20 protein-coding genes are annotated in these 22,174 nt (G+C 56.3%); 14 read left to right on the top strand and 6 right to left on the bottom strand.

All coding sequences use genetic code 11. The annotated features are described in order from the left end of the window. Window positions 1-95 precede the first annotated feature (95 nt). The 4 genes from glyQ (at window position 96) to DW349_RS16900 (ending at window position 6,249) form a co-directional block, all read left to right on the top strand. Window positions 96-1,061 carry a glycine--tRNA ligase subunit alpha gene (gene glyQ / locus DW349_RS16915; RefSeq protein WP_108126530.1) on the top strand — a complete coding sequence of 322 codons (966 nt, stop codon included), beginning with the start codon at window positions 96-98 and terminating at the stop codon, window positions 1,059-1,061. Continuing rightward, window positions 1,058-3,127 (top strand): glycine--tRNA ligase subunit beta, encoded by a 2,070-nt coding sequence (glyS, locus tag DW349_RS16910; RefSeq protein ID WP_108126529.1) that lies wholly within the window; start codon window positions 1,058-1,060, stop codon window positions 3,125-3,127. The genes glyQ and glyS overlap by 4 nt, the downstream gene beginning before the upstream one ends. Window positions 3,128-3,273: 146 nt before the next feature. Continuing rightward, window positions 3,274-4,038 carry a lysophospholipid acyltransferase family protein gene (locus DW349_RS16905; RefSeq protein WP_108126528.1) on the top strand — a complete coding sequence of 255 codons (765 nt, stop codon included), beginning with the start codon at window positions 3,274-3,276 and terminating at the stop codon, window positions 4,036-4,038. Between the two features lie 216 nt (window positions 4,039-4,254). Next, window positions 4,255-6,249 carry a Kelch repeat-containing protein gene (locus DW349_RS16900; RefSeq protein ID WP_115667161.1) on the top strand — a complete coding sequence of 665 codons (1,995 nt, stop codon included), beginning with the start codon at window positions 4,255-4,257 and terminating at the stop codon, window positions 6,247-6,249. A gap of 91 nt (window positions 6,250-6,340) precedes the next feature. On the opposite strand, the gene DW349_RS16895 is transcribed toward DW349_RS16900, so the two are convergent. Continuing rightward, window positions 6,341-6,664 carry a DsbA family protein gene (locus DW349_RS16895; RefSeq protein WP_115667160.1) on the bottom strand — a complete coding sequence of 108 codons (324 nt, stop codon included), beginning with the start codon at window positions 6,662-6,664 and terminating at the stop codon, window positions 6,341-6,343. Window positions 6,665-6,871: 207 nt separating this feature from the next. Between DW349_RS16895 and DW349_RS16890 the strand changes: the two genes are divergently transcribed. Next, window positions 6,872-8,959: a Kelch repeat-containing protein gene (locus DW349_RS16890; RefSeq protein ID WP_162824661.1), complete on the top strand. Its 2,088-nt coding sequence runs from the start codon at window positions 6,872-6,874 to the stop codon at window positions 8,957-8,959. A 90-nt stretch (window positions 8,960-9,049) separates the two neighbouring features. Here the strand turns inward: DW349_RS16890 and DW349_RS16885 are convergent, their stop codons facing one another. Beyond that, window positions 9,050-9,787, bottom strand: coding sequence for a DsbA family protein (locus DW349_RS16885; RefSeq protein WP_115667158.1), 738 nt, complete (start codon window positions 9,785-9,787; stop codon window positions 9,050-9,052). Window positions 9,788-9,864: 77 nt separating this feature from the next. Then, on the bottom strand, window positions 9,865-10,590 hold the full coding sequence (locus DW349_RS16880; RefSeq protein WP_157954243.1) for a DUF924 family protein: 726 nt from the start codon (window positions 10,588-10,590) through the stop codon (window positions 9,865-9,867). Between the two features lie 68 nt (window positions 10,591-10,658). On the opposite strand from DW349_RS16880, the gene DW349_RS16875 reads away from it, so the two are divergent. From DW349_RS16875 to DW349_RS16860, 4 genes are read left to right on the top strand one after another with little or no spacing between them, the layout of a single operon-like run. Continuing rightward, window positions 10,659-11,726 (top strand): extracellular solute-binding protein, encoded by a 1,068-nt coding sequence (locus DW349_RS16875; RefSeq protein WP_108124353.1) that lies wholly within the window; start codon window positions 10,659-10,661, stop codon window positions 11,724-11,726. 7 nt (window positions 11,727-11,733) lie between these two features. Next, window positions 11,734-12,816 carry an ABC transporter ATP-binding protein gene (locus DW349_RS16870; RefSeq protein ID WP_108124352.1) on the top strand — a complete coding sequence of 361 codons (1,083 nt, stop codon included), beginning with the start codon at window positions 11,734-11,736 and terminating at the stop codon, window positions 12,814-12,816. Continuing rightward, window positions 12,813-13,673, top strand: a complete 861-nt coding sequence (locus DW349_RS16865) for an ABC transporter permease (protein WP_108124351.1) — start codon at window positions 12,813-12,815, stop codon at window positions 13,671-13,673. Before DW349_RS16870 ends, DW349_RS16865 begins: the two co-directional genes overlap by 4 nt. Beyond that, window positions 13,670-14,524 (top strand): ABC transporter permease, encoded by an 855-nt coding sequence (locus DW349_RS16860; RefSeq protein ID WP_108124350.1) that lies wholly within the window; start codon window positions 13,670-13,672, stop codon window positions 14,522-14,524. The genes DW349_RS16865 and DW349_RS16860 overlap by 4 nt, the downstream gene beginning before the upstream one ends. Before the next feature lie 9 nt (window positions 14,525-14,533). On the opposite strand, the gene udk is transcribed toward DW349_RS16860, so the two are convergent. Beyond that, window positions 14,534-15,169, bottom strand: coding sequence for a uridine kinase (gene udk, locus DW349_RS16855; protein WP_108124349.1), 636 nt, complete (start codon window positions 15,167-15,169; stop codon window positions 14,534-14,536). Window positions 15,170-15,336: 167 nt separating this feature from the next. Between udk and DW349_RS16850 the strand changes: the two genes are divergently transcribed. Further along, entirely contained in the window at window positions 15,337-16,500 is a 1,164-nt protein-coding gene (locus DW349_RS16850) for a phosphoglycerate kinase (protein ID WP_108124348.1), read from the top strand. Between the two features lie 48 nt (window positions 16,501-16,548). After that, window positions 16,549-17,625, top strand: a complete 1,077-nt coding sequence (gene fbaA, locus DW349_RS16845) for a class II fructose-bisphosphate aldolase (RefSeq protein ID WP_108124347.1) — start codon at window positions 16,549-16,551, stop codon at window positions 17,623-17,625. A 96-nt stretch (window positions 17,626-17,721) separates the two neighbouring features. Here fbaA and DW349_RS16840 read toward each other — a convergent pair whose 3' ends face one another. Continuing rightward, on the bottom strand, window positions 17,722-18,006 hold the full coding sequence (locus DW349_RS16840; RefSeq protein WP_108124346.1) for a hypothetical protein: 285 nt from the start codon (window positions 18,004-18,006) through the stop codon (window positions 17,722-17,724). A 147-nt stretch (window positions 18,007-18,153) separates the two neighbouring features. On the opposite strand from DW349_RS16840, the gene DW349_RS16835 reads away from it, so the two are divergent. After that, window positions 18,154-18,534, top strand: a complete 381-nt coding sequence (locus tag DW349_RS16835) for a DUF3461 family protein (RefSeq protein ID WP_108124345.1) — start codon at window positions 18,154-18,156, stop codon at window positions 18,532-18,534. A 107-nt stretch (window positions 18,535-18,641) separates the two neighbouring features. Then, window positions 18,642-19,592: an AEC family transporter gene (locus DW349_RS16830; RefSeq protein WP_108124344.1), complete on the top strand. Its 951-nt coding sequence runs from the start codon at window positions 18,642-18,644 to the stop codon at window positions 19,590-19,592. On the opposite strand, the gene DW349_RS16825 is transcribed toward DW349_RS16830, so the two are convergent. Beyond that, a complete protein-coding gene (locus tag DW349_RS16825; RefSeq protein ID WP_108124343.1) occupies window positions 19,593-20,600 on the bottom strand; it encodes an NAD-dependent epimerase in 1,008 nt (335 codons plus the stop codon). It lies immediately after the preceding gene. A gap of 181 nt (window positions 20,601-20,781) precedes the next feature. Here DW349_RS16825 and glmU point away from each other — a divergent pair, with 181 nt between their 5' ends. After that, the gene (gene glmU, locus DW349_RS16820; RefSeq protein ID WP_108124342.1) at window positions 20,782-22,140 is read left to right on the top strand and encodes a bifunctional UDP-N-acetylglucosamine diphosphorylase/glucosamine-1-phosphate N-acetyltransferase GlmU; all 1,359 of its coding nucleotides are present in this window, start codon (window positions 20,782-20,784) and stop codon (window positions 22,138-22,140) included. Window positions 22,141-22,174 lie beyond the last annotated feature (34 nt).

Genomic DNA, 22,174 nt, shown 5'->3' with positions numbered 1-22,174 from the left:
TAGCTTCGGTGACCGACTGTGCCCGCCTATGTATAATGCGGCGCTCTGTTTTTGACCAACTCACTGAATTTTAACCAGCACCGGGGCCAACCGCTGTGACCGATACCACCGCCAACAATCGCCTGACCTTCCAAGGTCTGATCCTGACGCTCCAGCAATACTGGGCGGACCAGGGTTGCGTCATTCTGCAACCGCTGGATATGGAAGTCGGCGCGGGTACCAGTCACCCAGCGACCTTTTTGCGTGCGCTCGGCCCGGAAACCTGGAACGTCGCTTACGTGCAGCCGTCGCGCCGGCCAACCGATGGCCGCTATGGCGAAAACCCCAACCGCTTGCAGCACTACTATCAGTATCAGGTCATTTTGAAGCCGAACCCAAGCAACATTCAGGAGTTGTACTTGGGATCGCTGAAAGCCATTGGCATCAACCCGCTGGTGCACGACATTCGCTTTGTTGAAGACAACTGGGAAAACCCGACGCTGGGTGCCTGGGGTTTGGGCTGGGAAATCTGGCTGAACGGTATGGAAGTCACCCAGTTCACCTACTTCCAGCAGGTGGGCGGCATCGAGTGTTATCCGATTTCCGGCGAGTTGACCTACGGTCTGGAACGCTTGGCGATGTACATTCAGGACGTCGATAACGTCTACGACCTGATCTGGACCATCGGCCCGGACGGCACCGAAGTCACCTACGGCGATGTCTACCTGCAAAACGAAGTCGAGCAATCGACCTACAACTTTGAATACGCCGACGTCGATAACCTGTTCCGCCAATTTGAATACCACGAAGGCGAAGCCAAAAAACTGATCGACGCCAATCTGCCGTTGCCCGCCTACGAGCAGATTCTCAAAGCCGGCCACACCTTCAATTTGCTCGACGCCCGCCACGCCATTTCGGTGACCGAACGTCAGCGTTACATCCTGCGTGTACGCACTTTGTCGCGAGCGGTGGCGCAATCCTATTACGACGCCCGCAAAGCGCTGGGCTTCCCGATGGCGCCGCAGGCGCTGCGTGATGAAATTCTCGGCGCCGACGCCGACAGCAAGGATCAAGACGCATGACACAGGCTGATTTTCTGATCGAACTGGGCACCGAAGAGCTGCCCCCCAAGGCGCTGAAATCTTTGCAGGACGCCTTTGCCGATGGCCTGTTGCAACGCCTGGAAGCGGCCGGTCTGAGCCACGGCGACAGCCACCGCTATGGCGCGCCGCGTCGCCTGGCGTTGTGGGTCAAAGATTTGCAACTGGCGCAACCGGACGAAGCCTTTGAACGTCGCGGCCCAGCCGTGAAAGCCGCCTTCGATGCCGACGGCAAGCCGACCAAGGCCGCTGAAGGCTTTGCCGGTTCCAACGGCGTCAGCGTCGATCAACTGGAACGAATGGCGACCGACAAAGGCGAGTGGCTGGTCTATCGCGGCGTCGAACCGGGCAAGGCGACCTTGGAATTGCTGCCGGAACTGGTGCAACAAACCTTGGACGCGCTGCCGATTCCCAAGCGCATGCGTTGGGGCAGCAGCCGCATTGAATTCGTCCGCCCGGTGCAATGGCTGGTGATGTTGCTGGGCGATCAAGTCGTGCCCGCGGAAGTCTATGGCGTCGAATCCGGCAATGAGAGCCGCGGCCACCGTTTCCACGCGCCGGAAGCCATTACGCTGAATCAGCCAAGCGACTACGCCGAAGCGCTGAAAAAAGCCTATGTATTGGCCGACTTCAACGAACGCCGCGAACGCATTCGCCGCGATGCCGAACAGGTCGCCAGCGACGCCGGTGTGCAGGTGGTGATCGACGACGATCTGCTCGACGAAGTGACCTCGCTGAACGAATGGCCGGTCGCCTTGCTCGGCCGTTTTGAAGACCGTTTTCTGGAAGTGCCGTCCGAAGCGCTGGTGTCTTCCATGCAGGAACACCAGAAATATTTCCCGACGCAAAACGCCCAGGGCGAACTGGCACCGAGCTTCGTCTTCATCGCCAACCTGGAAAGCCGCGACCCGAGTCAGGTGATTGCCGGTAACGAAAAAGTCATTCGTCCGCGCCTGGCCGATGCGGCCTTCTTCTGGGAAACCGACCGCAAAACACCGCTGGCCGACCGCGTCGAAAAACTCAAAGCCGTCACCTTCCAACAGCAATTGGGCACGCTTTACGGCAAGGCCGAACGCCTTAAAGCCACCGCCGCCGAGATTGCCCGCCGTTTGGGTGACGACGTAAACCAGGCCGAACGCGCCGCCTGGCTGGCGAAGGCCGATCTGGTCACCGACATGGTGTTCGAGTTCGACGATATGCAGGGCATCGCCGGTTACTACTACGCGCTGAACGATGGCGAAGACGCGCAAGTGGCCCAGGCCATCGCCGAGCAATATCGCCCGGCTGGTGCCGGTGACGACCTGCCGGTTACCCGCGCCGGTATGGCGGTCGCTTTGGCCGATCGTCTCGACAACCTGGCCGGCCTGTTCGGCATCGGTCAGCCGCCGACCGGCACCAAAGACCCGTTCGCACTGCGCCGCGCCGCCCTGGGTGTGCTGCGCATTCTGGTCGAACGTGAGCTGGATTTGGACCTGCGCGATCTGGTCACTTTCGCCGCCGATCAACACGCCGATCTGCCCGAACGTGCCACCGTGGTCGAGCAAGTGGTCAGCTACGCGCTCGATCGTTTCAGCGCCTGGTACAACGACGCCGGCATTCGTGCCGATGTATTCCAGGCCGTGCGCGCGCTGGAACTGAGCCGCCCGCTGGACATCGACCGCCGCGTTAAAGCCGTCGCCAATTTCTCGGTGCTTGATCAGGCCGAAGCCCTGGCCGCCGCCAACAAACGCGTCTCCAATTTGCTCAGCAAAGCCGGCGATGAAGTGGCGGCTAATGTGGATGCCGGCTTGTTCAGCGAAGCGCCGGAAGGCCAGTTGTGGAATGCCATTCAGTCGGCCGAAGCGGATGTATCGCCATTGCTGGCGACCAGCGATTACCAAGGCGCACTGCAACGCCTGGCCGGATTGCGCGACAGCGTTGACGCCTATTTCGATGGCGTGATGGTCATGGCCGAAGACGCCGCCGTGCGCGCCAATCGCCTGGCGGTGCTGGCGCGGCTGCGGCACTTGTTCCTGCAAGTGGCCGACATTTCGCTGCTGCAACAATAACGGCCGCTCTAACTTTGAATGCGCCGCCTACGGGCGGCGCACTTCTTTCCGCTCGGGAAAGGATCAATTCACTTTTTCGACACCGTAGTTTGGCAAATTGCCGTTAAACTGCGTATTCGTGTCGAATATGGGCGAGAACCGGCGCTATGTGGCTGGCTTATCTGCGAACTTTTGTTTTCTATGCATTCTTTTATGGTCCTTTCACCATCGCCTGGGCCAGTTTCTGTGGCTTTTTTGCCTTCCTGTTGCCGTACCGGCTGCGCTATCACTTTGTGATTGGCACCTGGGCCAAGGTTGCCGTTTGGGGCACCCGTTGGATTCTCGGTATTAATTATCGAGTGACCGGCTTGGAACACCTCGATGGTACGGCTGGCGTAGTCGTGTCGAATCATCAAAGTGCCTGGGAAACGTTTTTCTTGCAGCGCTTGTTCCGGCCACAAACTCAGGTGGTTAAGAAAAGCCTGCTGCGCATTCCGTTTTTTGGTTGGACATTTTCGCTGCTGCGCCCCATCGCCATCGACCGTGCCGACCGCAAAGGATCGATGACGCAAATCATGGAGCAGGGCGTGCCCAAGCTGCGCGATGGCGTCTTTGTGCTGATCTTCCCCGAAGGCACGCGTGCGGAACCACATGCCCTGCGGCCTTTCCAGCGCGGCGGTGCTGTCTTAGCTAAGGCCGCTGATGTTCCCATCATTCCCGTGACTCATAATTCCGGCGATTATTGGTTGAACAAACGCTTCGTAAAATTGCCAGGCACTATTGATGTAATCATTCATCCGCCGATATCGGTTGGTGACCGGACCGCCGTCGATGTCATGAAAGAAGCCGAGCGTTTAATCGGTGAAGGTCTGGCGCGGATTCACGGCGAAACGGCGCCGGTGCAGTCTGATGAATCAGCGGCGGTTGTTTAACCGTCGCGAGCATTTCAGTTCTTAAAAAACCGGCGTCCTGCCGGTTTTTTTATGGGACAAGAAAACAACCCCAGCCCGCTTCGAGAACCATTCCACAGTTTTATTTGAAGCCTGTGCTTTTCGTTCTGTTTTTAAACGATTTCTCAAATGGTGAGCCAGTAGTTTGGAGTGACCTGTCCGTTGGACAAGCTGTGTCACTCGTTCGAGGAATCGACTATGTCTCAATTACTTTGCCTTTTCCGCGTTGCCGTTTACCCGTGCTTTTTTTGTTTTGCACTCAGTTTCTTTTGCTCTACTGCCTTTGCTGAGGAACCAAGCTTTTCAGCAGAAAGGCCCGAGCGGTTTTCCGGACGGGCGTATGCTTCTCTAGTAGCGTTTCAAGATCAGCTTTGGTTGTTTGGTGGTACAGACGATAGTGGCACCGACAGTGCCAATGAAATTTGGTCATCACCGGATGGCGATATCTGGACTCAGATTCAGATAGAGGCTCCGGGCCATAAGGCTGTGGTTTTTCAAAATCAGCTTTGGCTGGTTAATGGTTTTGGAGGTTCCGTCTGGTCGTCAAAGGATGGCTTGGAATGGCAAAGCCAAGGTGCTATTGGCCCCGGCTTTGTCGGTCGAGGATCAAGTAGATTAGTCGTCTCTATCAGCTCTGAAGGCGATGAACGACTTTGGCTGATTGGGGGGGCTAATTTTCCACATAAGTTTTTCAACGATGTCTGGGCGTTCGATGGCAGCCAATGGGAGGAAGTTGTTCCATCAGATTCCGCCCATTCTTATACCGGCCGCCGAGATCATCAAGTCGCTTTCTTTTTGGGGCGGCTTTGGGTGATCGGCGGATGGACTGAAGATGGTGTTTTTAACAACGATGTTTGGTCTTCAATTGATGGTAAAGAATGGCGACTCGAAACGGCCCATGCCGAGTTTTCAGTTCGAAGAGAACATCAAGTTGTCGTATTTAACGATGGCAGCGGCGAACAACTGTGGCTGATTGGCGGAATCGGTGACGGCGGTCTGAAAGACGTCTGGTCTTCACACGATGGAACCCACTGGGTGCTGCGTCAGGCAGAAACCCAATATCCATTCCGAACTGGGCACGCGGTTGCCGTTTTTGACTCACAACTTTGGGTAGTGGGTGGTGATGATTTGCTCGAGTATTTCGACGATGTTTGGTCCTCACGAAATGGCACAGATTGGCAATCTCATGTGATCGGTACCGACTTTAAAGGGCGAGCCGACCATCAGGCTTTTGCCTTTGCCGATCGCATTTGGGTTGTGGGTGGGCTTAATGATGAATACGAGTGCGAGAACGACATCTGGTCCTCCACCGATGGTCTGCGCTGGCAACGGCATCGAAGCCATGCCGATTTCTCACCTCGATGTGGTCACAGGATAGCCTTGTTCAATCAAAGGCTATGGCTGGTGGGTGGTGGCAGAAGAGACGGTGTTTATAACGATGTTTGGAGCAGTCAGGATGGCATTCATTGGCAGCAGGTAGTGGAACATGCTCCTTTCTTTGCGCGAAAGGATCACGAGTTGGTGGTGTTTGATCAGCGGCTTTGGGTGATTGGCGGTCGGGGGGTGGATGAGTCGTTGAACGATGTCTGGTCGTCTGTTAACGGCACTGATTGGATACAGGAAACGACAGGTGATAGTAGTTTCCCGGCGCGGGCAAGACACCAAGCTATTGCCTTTAACGGTCTGCTCTGGGTAATCGGTGGCGAAGGTCCTGACGGTACACGCCTGCGTGATCGTCACCAGTCTCATATATACGATGATGTATGGGCATCGAACGATGGCCGTCAATGGCACCGGCAACCGGTAGATAAATTAGCAACCCACTTGACTCAATCACCAAACGAAGCCGGTTCAATGGAACTTGGCCGAGGAGAAGTACCTTTCAGTATTTGGACCCAATTTGGCAGTGAAGTGGTGGTAACCAATGAAACAGCCGGCGAGCGACTCTGGTTAATAGGAGGGCACTATGGCAACCAAGGCTGGTCAACCCTAGACGGCGAACATTGGGTAAATAGAAATCCTGTTGATTCAAGGTTCAACGACACAGCAATTGAGGGTCATCAGGTGTTGGTGTTTGATAACAAACTCTGGGTCATTGGTGGAACGGATGGTGAGTTTTTTAATGGATATATTTGGAATTCATCCGATGGAAGAAGCTGGCAGAAATTAGAGGCCTGGGTGGTTGCAGATTGACGTTTGTTTTTTATGAGCTTTCCGATAATCGCTTTCTATTTACTTCCAACTATGAAGGGCCTTAACGGCCCTTTTTTTGGTTACTTAAAGCTCAGCTCGCTTCGTCAATCGCCGCTTGAATATCCGCTTGCGGATACGCACCGCGCAGCATGTTGTCGCCGATCACAAAGGTTGGGGTGCCGCTGATGTTCAGTTGGCGTGCCAGTTGGTAGTTGCTGGCAAGGGTTTGTTGTACCCAGTCGGCCTGGCTTTCGGCACGAATGGCAGCGGTGTCGACGCCGTCCAGTTCTTCAATGGCGTCCCAGACATCGTCGTCTTTTTGCAGACCCGAGCGACGCTCCAGCAGGCTGCGGTGGAAGGTTTCGTAGTGTTCCGGATACAGTTGGACATTTTCGCTGCTGCGTCCCATCGCCATCGACCGTGCTCAGTTCTTAAAAACCGGCCTCCTGCCGGTTTTTATGGGACAAGAAAACAACCCAGCCCGCTTCGAGAACCATTCCGCAGTTTTATTTGAGGCCTGTGCTTTTCGTCCTGTTTTTAAACGATTTTTCAAATGGTGAGCCAGTAGTTTGGAGTGACCTGTCCGTTGGACAAGCTGTGTCACTCGTTCGAGGAATTGACTATGTCTCAATTAATTCGCCTTTTCCGTCATACCGTTCACCCCCTCCTTTTTTGTTTTGTACTCTGCGTTTTTTGCATTGAAGTCGCCGCTGCTGAACAACTGGGAACATTACATCCGCAATCGGACGGATCGTACTTCTCTGGCGTGGAGTCCAAACGATTTCGTGGGCGCACCAAAATGTCGTTGGTGACGTTCCAGGGTCAGCTTTGGCTGTTTGGCGGAAATGTTGGCACTGACGAAGTTTGGTCATCTCAGGATGGCGATGTCTGGACGCAGAGATCGGTTTCGAATGCCTTCCCAGGCACAGTAACAACGACCAGTCAGGTTGTGGTATTTCAAAATCAACTATGGCTGATTAATGGTTTAGAAGGCTCCGTCTGGTCGTCTGCGGATGGTTTGGCTTGGCAAAGCCAAGAGGCCATTGGTGCAAGTTTTAATGGCCGGGAACACAGTCAAGTAGTGGTCTCTGTCACACCAAAAGGCGAAGAACGGCTTTGGCTAATTGGTGGGCATGCTAGCCAGACAAATAGGTTTTACAACGATGTCTGGTCGTTTGACGGCCGCCAGTGGGAGGAAGTATTGCCACCGGATTCCGCTTATTCGTTTTCCGGTCGAAAAGAACACCAGGCCATCGCTTTTCAGGATCGGTTATGGGTGATTGGAGGCTGGACTGCCGACCAGGAGTACAACAACGACGTTTGGTCCTCAGTTAATGGAAAGATGTGGACATTGGAAACTGACCGGCCCGGTTTCACGGAGCGTCGGGGCCACCAAATTGTCGTCAGCAACGATGGTCGTGGTGAACAACTGTGGCTATCGGGCGGTGAATACTTCAATGGTTATCGAAGGAACCTGTGGTTGTCCAACGATGGAATTCATTGGCAGGAGCAGCCAGGAGAGATTGATTACTCGCGACGAGCGGGCTATGGCGTGGTCGACTTTAATGATCGGCTCTGGGTCGTTGGTGGTGAAGATGCCGCGGGCCGGACATTGAATGACATCTGGTCGTGGACTCATGGCACAGATTGGCAATCTCATATGATCGGTACCGACTTTAAAGGGCGAGCCGACCATCAGGCTTTTGCCTTTGCCGATCGCATTTGGGTTGTGGGTGGGCTTAATGATGAATACGAGTGCGAGAACGACATCTGGTCCTCTACCGATGGTCTGCGCTGGCAACGGCATCGAAGCCATGCCGATTTCTCACCTCGATGTGGTCACAGGATAGCCTTGTTCAATCAAAGGCTATGGCTGGTGGGTGGTGGCAGAGACGGTGTTTATAACGATGTTTGGACCAGTCAGGATGGCATTCATTGGCAGCAGGTCCTGGAACATGCTCCTTTCAGTGCGCGTTTGAACCACGAGTTGGTGGTGTTTGATCAGCGGCTTTGGGTGATTGGCGGTCGGGGAGCGGATGAGTCGTTAAATGATGTCTGGTCGTCTGTTAACGGCACTGATTGGATACAGGAAACGACAGGTGATCGTAGTTTCCTGTCGTCAATAATCCATCGGGTGGGCCGGTTAATGGGGGTGGCATCGGGAACAATTTTTCCGGCGCGGGCAAATCACCAAGCGATCGCCTTTAACGGTCTGCTGTGGGTGATCGGTGGCGAAGGTCCAGACGGTATACGCACTCGTGATCGTTACCTGTCTCATCAATACGATGATGTATGGACATCGAATGATGGCCGCCAATGGCACCGGCAACCGGTAGATAAATTAGCAACCTACTTTATTCAATCGCCAAACGGCAACGGTTCGATGGATCCCGGCCAAGTAGAAGTACCTTTCAGTATTTGGGAGCTATTTGGCAGTGAAACGGTAATAACTCTAGAAGCAACCGGTGAGCGACTTTGGTTTATCGGAGGGCACAGTTTTTTTATCAGCCGAGTTTGGTCAACTCTGGATGGCAAACATTGGGTAAGTACAAACCCTAGTGATAGTGATTCTGCGTTCAAAGATAAAACAATCGAAGGACATCAGGCGTTGAGGTTCGATAATCAATTCTGGGTGATCGGCAAGACCTTTTGGCGGTCATCCGATGGGTGGAATTGGCAGGAATTGGAACCCTGGGTGGTTGCAGATTGACGTTTGTTTTTTATGAGCTTTCCGATAATCGCTTTCTATTTACTTCCAACTATGAAGGGCCTTAACGGCCCTTTTTTGGTTACTTAAAGCTCAGCTCGCTTCGTCAATCGCCGCTTGAATATCCGCTTGCGGATACGCACCGCGCAGCATGTTGTCGCCGATCACAAAGGTTGGGGTGCCGCTGATGTTCAGTTGGCGTGCCAGTTGGTAGTTGCTGGCGAGGGTTTGTTGTACCCAGTCGGCCTGGCTTTCGGCGCGGATGGCAGCGGTGTCGACGCCGTCCAGTTCTTCAATGGCGTCCCAGACATCGTCGTCTTTTTGCAGACCCGAGCGACGTTCCAGCAGGCTGCGGTGGAAGGTTTCGTAGTGTTCCGGATACAGCTTGTTCAAGGCCAGCGACGCGCGCGCGGCGGTGACCGAAGTTTCCGCGAGGATTGGGAATTCTTTATAAACGACGCGCAGATTCGGGTTGTCTTCCATCAAGGCTTGCAGCGTTGCGTTGGCGCGTTTGCAGTAGCCGCAGTTGTAGTCGAAGAATTCGATCAACGTCAGTTCGCCATCACGGTTACCGCCGACCGGGTCGTGCGGGTAGCTGACCAGTTGTTCGTTCAGGGAACTCAGGCGTTGTTGTTCGGCGGCGGCTTGCGCGGCTTGTTGTTGCTGTTGCAGACGATCCAGCGCTTCTTGCACCACTTCGGGGTGTGCCAGCAGATAGTCGTGCACCAGTTGTTCGACGTCGGCTTCGGTCAGTTCATCGGCGTGGGCGGCGAGGCTGGCTAGCGCCAGGGCAACCAACAGGGCGAGCGGGCGCAGGGTGAGTTTGATCATGCTGTCTCCAATCGGTGTGAGTCTTAAACGGGTTGGACCCGGCCCTTCCGCCAAGGTTCCAGAAAATGTACGCAGGTTTACTGCCCAAAGCGGGCAGCGTTGCCACTTAAATAGTCGGTTTCTTCGGGTGTCGAGGTTCGGCCCAGCACGGTATTGCGGTGCGGATAACGGCCAAAACGAATAATCAGATCCCGGTGTTCGACGGCGGATGTTTTCATGCCGTCGAGAAAGTCGTGTTGGTCGGGGAAATCCGTCAGCAATTGTTCGATGGCCTGGTGCAATTGGTCGTGCAGCGCCCGGTCTTCGGCGTGCATCAGCGGCATTAAGCAGAACATCCGGCCACTGACGGCCAGGGCTGAATAATGGTCGCCATTCAGTGCATCCAAGCTCCACTGCCGCGCCCGGTCGTCCCAGGCGAAGGCGTCGGCGCGGCCGCGATAGAGATTGCGGCTGAATTGGTCGATTAACAAGATCAACGCCAAACGCCCGTGCGGGTGCGATAACCAAGCGTCTAACTCGCCGTCAACCGCGCGCTGGTGCAGTTCGCCAAAGCGTTCGGCAATCTGCTGGTCGAGTTCGGCCCCGCCAGTAAACCAGCGTTTGCGAAACACCGGTTCGGGCGGTTCCTGGTCACCGAACCAGAAATCGAGAATGGATTGCCAGGGTGTCATCGGCGTCTCCGGGGCGTGGGGCGGCTGAGCAAGAGCGGTGCAGTGTACCAGAGTGCGCAAGCGCTCAGTCCAGCACATTTGCGCCACCTTGACCGCCGTCACAATCGGTTTATCGTCATCAAGCTGACACATCGGACTCATAGCGTAGTTGGGTCGAATTGAACCGTCCTGAAATCCGTACTGGAAACAGAGGAAACCCTATGACCGCTTTTACCCGTTTTGCCCTGGCGGCTGGCGTGGTTGCGACTGTCGCAACCGGCGCTGTGCAGGCTGAAGAATTGCGTTTGTTGACCTGGGGTGGCTACGCCCCGGACGCCGTTGTGGCCCAGTTTGAAAAAGAAACCGGCATCGACGTTCAGGTCACGCTGTCGAACAACGAAGACATGATTTCCAAACTGCGCGCCACAGGCGGTGCCGGTTTCGATCTGGCGCAGCCGAGCCAGGATCGCATCATCGGCGTACAACGCCAGTTCAACATTTATCAGCCGCTGGATATGAGCCGCATTGATACCGGCCTGATTCAAACCTCCATGCTGAACGCCACTCGTGAATCCACTTCCATGAACGGCGGCCAATACGGCGTGCCGGCGGTGTGGGGCACCAGCGGTCTGATCGTGGCGGGTCCTGCTGCGAATGTGGTTACCGATTACACCGATTTGTGTGCTGACGCTGTGGCCGGTCGTGTGTCTTACCGTCTGAAGCGCCCGACATTGATCGGTTTCGCCTTCGCCATGGGTGAAGATCCGTTTGCCGCTTACGACAACGAAGGTGAGTACCGCGCCATTCTGGAGAAAGTTGAAGCGGCGCTGATCGAGTGCAAAGCCAACGTGAAAACCTACTGGAGTGGCGGCGATGAATTGCTGGCCTTGCTGCGCACCGGCGAAGTGACCGCCGCTATGGCGTGGGATGCCGGTGGCTGGACGCTGCACGCGGAAAATCCGTCGATCAATTTCGTGGCCCCGGAATCAGGTGCACTGGGTTGGATTGATACCTTCGCGTTGCCGCGCCGTGCGGAAAACGTCGATGCTGCCTATCAGTGGATCAACTTCGTGAACCGACCGGAAATTGCTGCCCAGATCACCAACCAGTCCGGTAACTTCACCGCCGCTGTCGGCGCTGATGCGTTTGTGCGCGCTGAACTGCGCGATGCCTATCGCGTCAGTTTCAACCAGGAAGCGCTCGACAACATCAACTGGTATCCGCCGGTTCCGCCGGGTCTGGAAGCCCTCGAAGGTCAGGTTCTGGATCGCATCCAGGCAGCGAACTGAGGTCGCCATGGCCTCGGATCTTCGTTGTACCGAGCTGGTCCGCCGTTTTGGTGATCACCAAGCGGTGGACCGGATTTCGCTGGACGTACCGGCCGGTTCGTTTTTCTCGATTCTCGGCCCGTCAGGCTGCGGCAAAACCACTTTGCTGCGCCTGCTGGCCGGTTTCGACCGGCCGGATTCCGGCGACATCTTCATTCGCGATCAACGCATGAACACCGTGCCGCCGAACAAGCGGCCGGTGAACATGGTGTTTCAGCACCTGGCGTTGTTCCCGACCATGAGCGTTGCCGACAACATCGGTTACGGCCTGAAACGGCGCAAAGTCGCCGCGGCCGAACGCCGCCAGAAAACAGAGCGCGTGCTGGAACAAGTCGGCTTGCCCGGTCTGGGTGATCGCATGCCGCAGCAGTTGAGCGGCGGCCAGCGTCAACGCGTTGCCCTGGCGCGCTGTCTGGTGCTGGAACCGACCTTGTTGTTGCTCGACGAACCGCTCGGCGCGCTCGATTTAAAACTGCGCGAGCAGATGAAAGTCGAACTCAAACATTTGCAGAAAGCCTTCGGCACCACCTTCGTTTACATCACGCACGATCAATCCGAAGCGCTGGTGATGTCCGATCAGGTGGCGGTGATGCGCAATGGTCGCTTCGATCAGGTCGCGGCACCGGATGTGTTGTATCGCGAACCGGCAACGCCGTTCGTGGCGAGTTTTGTAGGCGACAACAACCGGCTTGATGGCGAAGTGCTGAGTCTCGACAACGGCATGGCGCAGCTGCAATTGGACAGCGGCGCGCAAGTCAGTGGCCGGGTATCGGCTGACTTGAGTGTGGGCCAGCGGGCATCGCTGTTTATCCGTCCCGAATCGATGCTGATTGGCAGCGAACTGCCAGCGTCGTTCAGTCGGGTTGAAACGCAACTGAGTACTACTTTGTTCGACGGCGCCAACAGCCGCATCGAAACCCGTCTGGGCGAGCGCGAGTTGTTTGCGCGTTTGCCGCAGGATGGTTCGGTGGGCGATTTGCAACCGGGTTCTGCCGTCACTCTCGGCTGGGAACCGCAGCGCGCGACGGTGTTTGCCGAGGCCAGCCTGTGAACCGTACCGCCGGCAAACTCTCGCTGCTGTTATTGCTGACGCCCTTTGTGCTGTGGATTGTTCTGCTGGTGTTGTTGCCGCACGTGCAGATGCTGCGCATCTCGTTTCAGGTGCGCGAAAGCTGGGACAGCCTCGATTGGGGTGTCACCCAATACAGCAATTTCTTCGCCGAATCCTATTACTGGCGCACTTTCATTCGCACCGGCGTGATGTCGTTGCTGACTACGGCGCTGACTTTGGTGATCGGTTTTCCCATTGCCTGGTACATCGCCAAACTGGCGCGCGGCCGTGCTCGGGGTTTGCTGTTTCTGGCCTGCCTGATTCCGTTTTGGGCGAGCGAGCTGGTACGCACTTACGGCTGGATGATTTTGCTGCGCGAAAGCGGTCTGTTCAGCAGTTGGCTGCAAGCGTTGGGTTGGGTCGATGGGCCGGTGGAATTTTTATACAACGACGTCGCCGTCATCGTCGGGCTGGTCTACAACGCCCTGCTGTTTATGGTGGTGCCGCTGGTTACAACGCTCGATGGCCTCGACGACAATCTGGTTGAAGCCGGCTACGACCTCGGCGGCAATCACTGGCATGTGCTGCGCGACATCGTTGTGCCCTGGGCCATGCCGGGCATTGTGTCCGGTTGCATCGTCGTCTTTATGCTGACGCTCGGTTCCTACCTCACACCCACGCTGATGGGCGGCAAAGACAGCGCCTGGTTTACCCAGCAGATTTTCACTCAGTTCATCACCCGCTTTAACTGGGAACAGGGTGCGGCGCTGGGTGTGTTGTTGCTGGTGTTGTCGTCGCTGCTGGTCTGGTTGGGGCTGCGTTTAACCGGCCAGAATTTGCGTAAGGTGTTGGGATGATTCGCTCGGTACCGCGTTCGCGCGTCTTTAACAGTCTCTATTTGCTGTATCTGTTGGCGTTCTTTATTTATCTCGCGCTGCCGTTGCTGGTAACGGCCGTCTTTGCGTTCAACGATTCCAATTTCCCGTCCTTGCCCTGGCAGGGTTTTACCGTCGATTGGTACTTCGCCAACGCTGCCGAAAGCGGCAACCGCACCGGCCTGTTTCACGATCAGGGTTTGTTGTCGGCGCTTTGGGTCAGTGTGTTGGTGGCGTTCTGGGTGACGGTGATTTCGGTCGCGCTCGGTTGCGTTAATGCGGTGTTGTTCGAGCGCATCGAGTTTCGCGGCAAGGAAGTGTTGTATCTGGTGATGCTGCTGCCGCTGGTGATTCCGGGTGTGATTCTGGGCGTGTCAATTCTGGTGTTTTACAGCGGTCTGGCGAACGAGGTATCGCTGCGTTGGGGCATCGAACTCGATCTGTTCCGGCCTGGTCTGCCGCTGGTGATTGGCGGCCAGGTAGCGTTTATCACCACGCTCTCCACGCTGATCATCGCTGCCCGTTTGCGCAAGTTCGATCCGCAGTTGGAAGAAGCGGCGTTGAATCTCGGAGCAACCCCGATCGTTGCCTGGTTTACCGTTACCTTGCCCTGGCTGCTGCCAGCGATTTTCGGCGCGGCGGCGATGGCGTTTTTGATGTCGTTCGAGAACTTCAACACCACCGTCATGCTGACCGGCAGCGATACGCCGTTAACCGTGGCGCTGTTCAACCGCCTGCGCGAAGGTTCAACGCCGGTGTTGAATGCGGTGGCCTTGTTGTTGATGGCCGTGTCGGCGTTATTAGCGATGGCGACGTTGCGCCGGTCTCAGTGACTCAGTGTTTCAGTGACCAAGCATCTGCAAAATCCGCGCTTTGATCATCTCGATGGCGACGCGGTTTTTGCCGCCGCGCGGCACGATGATGTCGGCGAATTGTTTGGTCGGTTCAATGAACTCCAGAAACATCGGCCGCACCGTGCGTTTGTACTGTTCGATGATCGATTCGACGGTACGGCCGCGTTCGGCGATGTCGCGTTGCAGCCGGCGCACTAAGCAAATATCCAGCGGCGTATCCATATACACCTTGGCGTCCAGACGTTTGCGAATCGCCTTGTCGTGCAGAATCAAAATGCCTTCGATGATGATCACCCGCACCGGTTTCAGCGGAAAAGTTTCCGGTGAGCGGTTGTGCACGGTGAAATCGTAGATGGGAATTTCAACGTCCTGGCCGGCGCTGAGCTGATCGAGGTGTTCGATCAGTAAATCGTGATCGAAGGCGTTCGGGTGGTCGTAATTAATGGCCTCGCGTTCTTCGAACGTCAGTTCGCTGCGGTCGCGGTAGTAGCTGTCTTCTTTGATGATGGCGATGGCGTCGTCACCGAGTTCGCGGCGCAATTCTTCGTAGACGGTGGCTGAGAGCAGCGTTTTACCAGAGGCAGAGGCGCCGGCGATGCCGATAAAAATAGGAGCGGTGTTCATCAAGAATCCAGCGAGAAGTGGGTGGGCAAGCTGGGTGCGCAGTGTAACAAAGCGCCGCGAAACTGTCTTTGTGACGGCTAAAATGTAGGAAAATTACAAAGCGGATGATTCCACCCGCCTCAGGGTCTACAATGGCGTCCCCAACATTTTCGCCGAAAGGAATTGCCATGTCTGTGATCAAGATGTCCGACCTCGATCTGGCCGGAAAACGCGTACTGATTCGTCAGGATCTGAACGTCCCGCTGGACGACAACGGCCAAGTGACCTCGGACAAGCGCATCCGCGCCTCCCTGCCCACCATCGAAGTGGCGCTCAAGCAAGGCGCGCAGGTGATGATCATGTCGCACCTGGGCCGTCCGGAAGAAGGCCAATACGATGCCGCCGCATCACTGGCTCCGGTCGCTGAGTACATGGGCAAACTGCTCGGCCGCGACATCCCGCTGATCAAAGACTGGATCGACGGCGTTAACAGCGATGCGCCGGTAGTCATGCTGGAAAACGTGCGTTTCAACGTCGGCGAAAAGAAAAACGATGATGGCCTGTCGAAGAAAATGGCGGCGCTGTGCGACGTCTATGTGATGGACGCCTTCGGTACCGCACACCGCGCCCAGGCCTCGACTCACGGTGTTGCAAAGTTCGCACCCATCGCTTGCGCCGGTCCGCTGCTGGCGGCTGAACTGGAAGCGCTCGGCGCAGTGATGGATAACCCGCAACGGCCGATGGTTGCTGTCGTCGGTGGCGCTAAAGTTTCAACCAAGCTGACGGTGCTGGAAAGCCTGTCGAAAATCTGCGATCGACTGATTGTCGGCGGCGGCATTTCCAACACCTTTGTGGCCGCGCGCGGTTACAACGTCGGCCAGTCGCTGCACGAGAAAGACCTGATTCCCGATGCCAAAGCGCTGATGGAAAAACTGGATATTCCGGAGCCGATCGACGTGCGCGTCGGTACCGAATTCAGCGCGTCCGCCAAGGCAACCATCAAGCCGGTTGATCAGGTTCAGGACAACGAAGAAATCATGGATTTGGGTCCGGAAACAGCGGCTAAATACGCCGAGATTCTGAAAGGCGCCAAGACCATTTTGTGGAACGGCCCGTGTGGCGTGTTCGAGTTCGATAATTTCGCCGAAGGTACCAAAGCCGTCGCCGAAGCCATTGCCGACAGCGGTGCGTTTTCGGTATTGGGCGGTGGCGATGTGATCGCCGCTGTACAGAAATTCGATATGGAAGATCGCTTCTCCTACATTTCCACTGGCGGCGGAGCCTTCCTGGAATTCGTTGAAGGTAAGAAACTGCCAGCCGTTGAAATTCTCGAGCAACGCGCCCAAGACTAAAATAATACCGATGGGCGGCCCGGCCGCCCCAACAGGAGGGTTCCAGCCATGACCAAAGTATTCGATGTCGTCAAACCCGGCGTTGCCACTGGCGACGATGTGCAGAAGATTTTTGAAATCGCCAAGGCCGAAGGCTTTGCGCTGCCAGCGGTCAACTGCGTCAACACCGATACCATCAACGCCACATTAGAAGCCGCTGCACGCGTTGGCTCGCCGGTGATCATTCAGTTCTCCAATGGCGGTGCTGGTTTTCTCGCCGGTAAGGGCCTGAAACTCGAAGGTCAGGGCAACGCCATTCTGGGCGCGCTGGCCGGTGCTCGCCACGTGCATACCGTGGCTGAAACCTACGGCGTGCCGGTGATCCTGCACACCGACCACGCTGCGCGTAAATTGCTGCCGTGGATCGACGGCCTGCTCGACGCCGGTGAAAAACACTACGCCGAAACCGGCAAGCCGTTGTTCTCGTCACACATGATTGACCTGTCGGAAGACAGCCTGGAAGACAACGTTGCTACCTGCGCCCAATACCTGGAGCGCATGAGCAAGATGGGCATGACGCTGGAAATTGAACTGGGTGTCACCGGCGGTGAAGAAGACGGCGTCGATAACAGCGGTGCCGACGAATCCAGCCTCTACACCCAACCTGAGCACGTGGCCTACGCCTACAAAACGCTGAATGCCATCAGCCCGCGTTTCACCATCGCCGCGTCTTTCGGCAACGTGCACGGCGTGTACAAGCCGGGCAACGTTAAACTGAAGCCGACCATTCTGCGTGATTCCCAAGCGCACTGTTCGGAAGTGTTCGGTCTCGGTAAAAACGCTCTGAACTTTGTTTTCCACGGCGGTTCCGGTTCCACCGAGGCGGAAATCAAGGAAGCGATCAGCTACGGCGTCATCAAGATGAACATCGACACCGATACGCAGTGGGCAAACTGGGACGGCATTCGTCAGTACTACCAGGAAAACGAAGGCTATCTGCAAAGCCAGATCGGCAACCCGGAAGGCGACGACAAGCCGAACAAGAAGTTCTACGACCCGCGCGTCTGGTTGCGCAAAGGCGAAGAAAGCATGATCAAGCGACTGGAAAAAACCTTCGCCGATCTGAACGCTATCGGCCGTAACTGAGTTTCGCTGAAATCGGGTTCGTCATCCCGGACTTGATCCGGGATGACATTCAATAACTGGCTATTCCGGAATGACATTGTTCCGATAACGACAGTCTTATAACCAATTCCCTTCAAACCGCAGCATCTGCCCCGGCAGCGTCGCTTCCATCCATTCTTCCAGTAACCGCACCGCCGATTCGATTTTGCCTTTATCGGTGCCGATGATGACCACCGCGGCCTCACCCCGGTCCGCTTCCGAAAACGGCGCCAGCGTTAACGCGTGGTTGGTCTGTTCGCGGCAGTAGCGTTTCAGCGGACCCAGGGCGCGCTGCAAATCGGCGTCGTTATTCACGTTGGGCAGGTAACGTTCGAGCTCAAGCAGGCGAATGTGCAACGTCATGGTGCATTCTATTTCCGTTTTGGCGTGGCTTTTATGGAACTGCGACAGGCACGCGGGTTGCTTGTTGATTGCGGCCCTTGTTGGCGTAATCTAGGCTTAGTACAAAATTCGTACACCCACTCACATCTAATCGCTCAAGGATGCTCGATGTTTGAACACCTGAATGCTGTCGGCGTGACCGACACCGACAAGATCGAAAAGTATACCCTTCGCACCGAAGGCTACGACGATATTCTGAAGATCTACTACAAGCGCGAAAAGGGCGACCTCTTTGCCCGCAGCGAGAAATTCAAATACCCGCGCCAGCAAAAACGCGTCAAGGTCGACAGCGGTACTCGCAGCTACATGGACACCACGGAAATTTCTCCGGCGTTGCGGCAGATTGTTGACGAGCTGGATTCCATCGCCCGTCGCGTGCACGTGGAAACCGATCTGAAGAAGAAAATTCTGGACGATCTCCACCACCTGGAGAAAGTGGTTCAGAACAAGATCGAAGAGATCGAAGCCGATCTGAAACGCCTTAAGTAAGGCCTGAAGTCGGGTATCACTGAAACCGGTCGTGGCCGCAGCGTTGCTGGCTGCGATCGGCTTGCCTCTCTATACTGGGCGCCCCTTTCCGCTGGACGCCTCCCGCCGTGTTGTCGCTGTTGCTGTTTTCCCTCGAAGTTACTGGCCCCATCGCATTGGTGGTGATTCTGGGCATGGCGTTTCGCCGCTGGGATTGGATTAACGACGCCTTCGTTCAAGGCGGTTCCAAGCTGGTGTTTAACGTGGCGTTGCCAAGTTTGTTGTTCCTCAACATCGTCAGTGCACGCCCGACCAGCATGCCCGGCGGCGGTATTATTTTTCTGGCGCTGGTGTTCACCGCACTGTGGTTTTTGGTTCTGTCGCTGGTGACCCGGACTCTGGTGCCGCATCACGACGAACGCGGCGTGTTCGTGCAGGGCAGCTTTCGCGGCAACATGGGCATTGTCGGTCTGGCGTTTTGCCTGAATGCCTTTGGGCAGGAAGCGGCCTTGCTGGCGTCGGTGTATCTCGCCTTTGTGACCTTGCTGTACAACATTCTCGCTGTGGTCACGCTCAGTCGCTGGTCGCCTCGGGCCAGTGATCGCCACCCGGTGGTCGGCGCCGTTCAGGACATGGCCAAGAACCCGCTGATCATTGCCATCCTGCTGGCCTCGGCCATTGTCTTGCTGAACATTCCGGTGCCGAACTGGGTGATGGATACCGGCGAATACTTTGCCCGTATGACCTTGCCACTGGCGTTGATCTGCGTCGGTGCCAGTTTGTCCTGGCGTGGCTTTATTGAAGCCGGACGAGTCACCGCCTGGGCATCGGCGTTTAAGCTGATTTTTATTCCGGGGTCAGCGGTGTTGATTGCGCATTGGCTGGGTTACAGCGGCATTGAATTGGGCGTGTTCTATCTGATGTCGGCCTCACCCACGGCGGCGGCCAGCTATGTGATGGTGCGTGCCATGGGCGGCAACGCCAACCTGGCGGCGTCGATCATCGCCACGTCTACGGTGTTGAGTCTGATCACCACCAGCCTGGGGCTGGTGGCGTTACGCGCACTCGGCTGGGTCTGATCAGACGTTGTAGTAGTCGCGATACCAGGCGACAAACCGATCAACACCAGTCTGAATCGGTGTTGACGGTTTGAAGCCGACGGCGCTTTCCAGCGCCGAAACATCGGCGTAAGTGGACGGCACGTCACCATCCTGCATCGGCATTAAGTTACGCTGCGCGGGCTTGCCAACGGCGGTTTCAATCGCATCGACAAAATCGAGCAGCTTCACCGGGGTGTTGTTACCGATATTGTAGATCCGGTAGGGCGCATAGCTGGTGTCGGGGCGCGGTTCGCTGGCGCGCCAGTCCGGGTCGGCCTGGGCAATGTGATCGGTGGTGCGGACCACCCCTTCAATGATGTCGTCGATGTAGGTGAAATCGCGCACCATGTCGCCGCCGTTGTACAGGTCGATGGGTTTGCCATCGATGATGCCGCGAGTGAATTTGAACAACGCCATGTCCGGTCGGCCCCAAGGTCCGTACACGGTGAAAAAGCGCAGCCCGGTGCAGGGCAAGTCATACAGACTGGCGTAACTGTGCGCCATCATTTCATTCGATTTCTTCGACGCCGCGTACAACGACACCGGGTGATCCACCGCATGCTGTTCGCTGAACGGCTGCAACTCATTGGCGCCATACACCGAACTGGACGACGCATACACCAGATGCGCCACTTGCTGGTGCCGGCAGCCTTCCAGAATGTTCATAAAGCCAACCAGATTGGCCTGCACGTAAGCGTGCGGATTCTCAATCGAATAACGCACCCCGGCCTGCGCCGCTAAATGCACCACTCGATCAAACTGGTGAGCGGCAAACAGCGCTTCCATGCCGTCGCGGTCAGCGACGTCGAGACGCTGAAAGCTGAAACCCTTTTGTCCATCCAACTGTGCCAAACGGGCTTCTTTCAGACTGACTTCGTAGTAGTCGTTGAGGTTGTCGATACCGACCACCGTATCGCCCCGGGCCAGCAGTGCCTGGCTGAGGTGAAAGCCAATAAAACCGGCGGCGCCGGTTACCAAAATTTTCATCGTCACGTCCTGAACCGATCCCGTTATAGGCAGTGGCGGCATTATCCCTGAACGCCTGTGTCAGGTACACCGTCGCCGTCTTTTCGTTTCGTCAAAAAAATCCTGACTAAGGCCGGGTTGTGTCGCCGGGCTTTGGCTCTACAATGCAGTCCACTCACCGTTTCACTATTGGAGTCGACGCATGGACGTCACCGTAGTTGTTTTAGCCGCAGGCCAGGGATCACGCATGAAATCGAGCCTGCCCAAAGTGCTGCATCCACTGGCCGGCCGGCCACTGGCACAGCACGTTGTCGACACCGCTCGTCAATTTGCGTCTGACATTACCTTGGTCATCGGGCACGGCGGCGATGCCGTCAAAGCGCATTTTCAGAATCAGCCGGTGCAGTTTGCGTTGCAGGCGGAGCAACTGGGCACCGGCCATGCGGTGGCGCAAGCGCTACCAAATCTGCCGCCGACCGGAACCGTGTTGGTGTTGTACGGCGATGTACCGCTGACTCGCGTCGAAACGCTGCAACGGTTGATCAGTCAGGTGGATGAGAAAACCTTGTCACTGCTCACGGTCACACTGGATAACCCAACTGGTTACGGCCGCATCGTGCGCAACACCCAAGGCGAGGTGCAGGCCATCGTCGAAGAAAAAGACGCCAGCGCCGAGCAGAAAACTATCCGCGAAGTGAACTCCGGCATTCTCGCCATGCCCGCCTGGGTGCTGCACGACTGGCTGCCACGGCTGAGCAACAACAACGCTCAGGGCGAGTATTACCTGACCGATTTGATCGCTATGGCGGTGAGCGAAGGCATCGCTGTGCGCACCGCCGAACCGGACGATGTTGAAGAAACGCTGGGTGTGAATAACCGCGTGCAACTGGCCGACTTGGAACGTCGTTTTCAGCGTCGGCAAGCCGAACAACTGATGCTCGCTGGCTGCAGTCTGGCCGATCCGGCGCGCGTTGATGTGCGTGGCAACATCAGCGTCGGTGCCGACTGTTTTATCGACATTAATTGCGTGTTTGAAGGTGACGTCGAGTTAGGTGCCGGCGTGCGCATCGGCCCGAACTGTGTGATTCGCAACGCACGTCTGGGCGACGGCGCCGTGGTCGAAGCCAACACCGTAATTGACGACGCCGAGTTGGGTGCGCAAGTGACGGTCGGTCCGTTCGCCCGCATTCGCCCCGGCACGACCCTGGGCGATGGCGCCAAGGTTGGCAACTTTGTCGAAACCAAAAATGCCCAGGTCGAAGCCGGCGCCAAGATCAACCATCTCAGCTACGTTGGCGACGCCCGCGTGGGTGCGCACTCGAACATCGGCGCCGGCACTATCACCTGCAATTACGACGGCGCCAATAAATTCCGTACCGACATCGGTGCCGGTGTTTTTGTCGGCTCGAATTCCACCTTGGTGGCACCGGTCACACTCGAAGATGGCGCCTTTATTGGCGCAGGTTCAGTGATCACCAAAACCGCGCCGGCCGATCAGTTAAGCATCGGCCGCGCGCGCCAAGTCAGCATCAGTAAATGGCAACGACCCAGTAAAAATTAAGCGTCGTTTTTTGACTTTTTCGCTCGCAACTTTT

It is taken from the genome of Saccharospirillum mangrovi, from assembly GCF_003367315.1.
Taxonomy (GTDB): domain Bacteria; phylum Pseudomonadota; class Gammaproteobacteria; order Pseudomonadales; family Natronospirillaceae; genus Saccharospirillum; species Saccharospirillum mangrovi.
This window is presented reverse-complemented; position numbering and strand designations above follow the sequence as displayed.

Excerpts from the sequence above, each read along its gene's own strand:
- DW349_RS16880 (WP_157954243.1), bottom strand. The coding sequence starts at position 10,590 with ATGTGTCAGCTTGATGACGATAAACCGATTGTGACGGCGGTCAAGGTG.
- DW349_RS16860 (WP_108124350.1), top strand. The coding sequence starts at position 13,670 with ATGATTCGCTCGGTACCGCGTTCGCGCGTCTTTAACAGTCTCTATTTG.
- fbaA (WP_108124347.1), top strand. The coding sequence starts at position 16,549 with ATGACCAAAGTATTCGATGTCGTCAAACCCGGCGTTGCCACTGGCGAC.
- DW349_RS16840 (WP_108124346.1), bottom strand. The coding sequence starts at position 18,006 with ATGACGTTGCACATTCGCCTGCTTGAGCTCGAACGTTACCTGCCCAAC.
- glmU (WP_108124342.1), top strand. The coding sequence starts at position 20,782 with ATGGACGTCACCGTAGTTGTTTTAGCCGCAGGCCAGGGATCACGCATG.
- DW349_RS16835 (WP_108124345.1), top strand. The coding sequence starts at position 18,154 with ATGTTTGAACACCTGAATGCTGTCGGCGTGACCGACACCGACAAGATC.
- DW349_RS16870 (WP_108124352.1), top strand. The coding sequence starts at position 11,734 with ATGGCCTCGGATCTTCGTTGTACCGAGCTGGTCCGCCGTTTTGGTGAT.
- DW349_RS16850 (WP_108124348.1), top strand. The coding sequence starts at position 15,337 with ATGTCTGTGATCAAGATGTCCGACCTCGATCTGGCCGGAAAACGCGTA.
- DW349_RS16905 (WP_108126528.1), top strand. The coding sequence starts at position 3,274 with ATGTGGCTGGCTTATCTGCGAACTTTTGTTTTCTATGCATTCTTTTAT.
- DW349_RS16875 (WP_108124353.1), top strand. The coding sequence starts at position 10,659 with ATGACCGCTTTTACCCGTTTTGCCCTGGCGGCTGGCGTGGTTGCGACT.
- DW349_RS16900 (WP_115667161.1), top strand. The coding sequence starts at position 4,255 with ATGTCTCAATTACTTTGCCTTTTCCGCGTTGCCGTTTACCCGTGCTTT.
- udk (WP_108124349.1), bottom strand. The coding sequence starts at position 15,169 with ATGAACACCGCTCCTATTTTTATCGGCATCGCCGGCGCCTCTGCCTCT.
- glyS (WP_108126529.1), top strand. The coding sequence starts at position 1,058 with ATGACACAGGCTGATTTTCTGATCGAACTGGGCACCGAAGAGCTGCCC.
- DW349_RS16825 (WP_108124343.1), bottom strand. The coding sequence starts at position 20,600 with ATGAAAATTTTGGTAACCGGCGCCGCCGGTTTTATTGGCTTTCACCTC.
- DW349_RS16885 (WP_115667158.1), bottom strand. The coding sequence starts at position 9,787 with ATGATCAAACTCACCCTGCGCCCGCTCGCCCTGTTGGTTGCCCTGGCG.
- DW349_RS16895 (WP_115667160.1), bottom strand. The coding sequence starts at position 6,664 with ATGGCGATGGGACGCAGCAGCGAAAATGTCCAACTGTATCCGGAACAC.
- DW349_RS16890 (WP_162824661.1), top strand. The coding sequence starts at position 6,872 with ATGTCTCAATTAATTCGCCTTTTCCGTCATACCGTTCACCCCCTCCTT.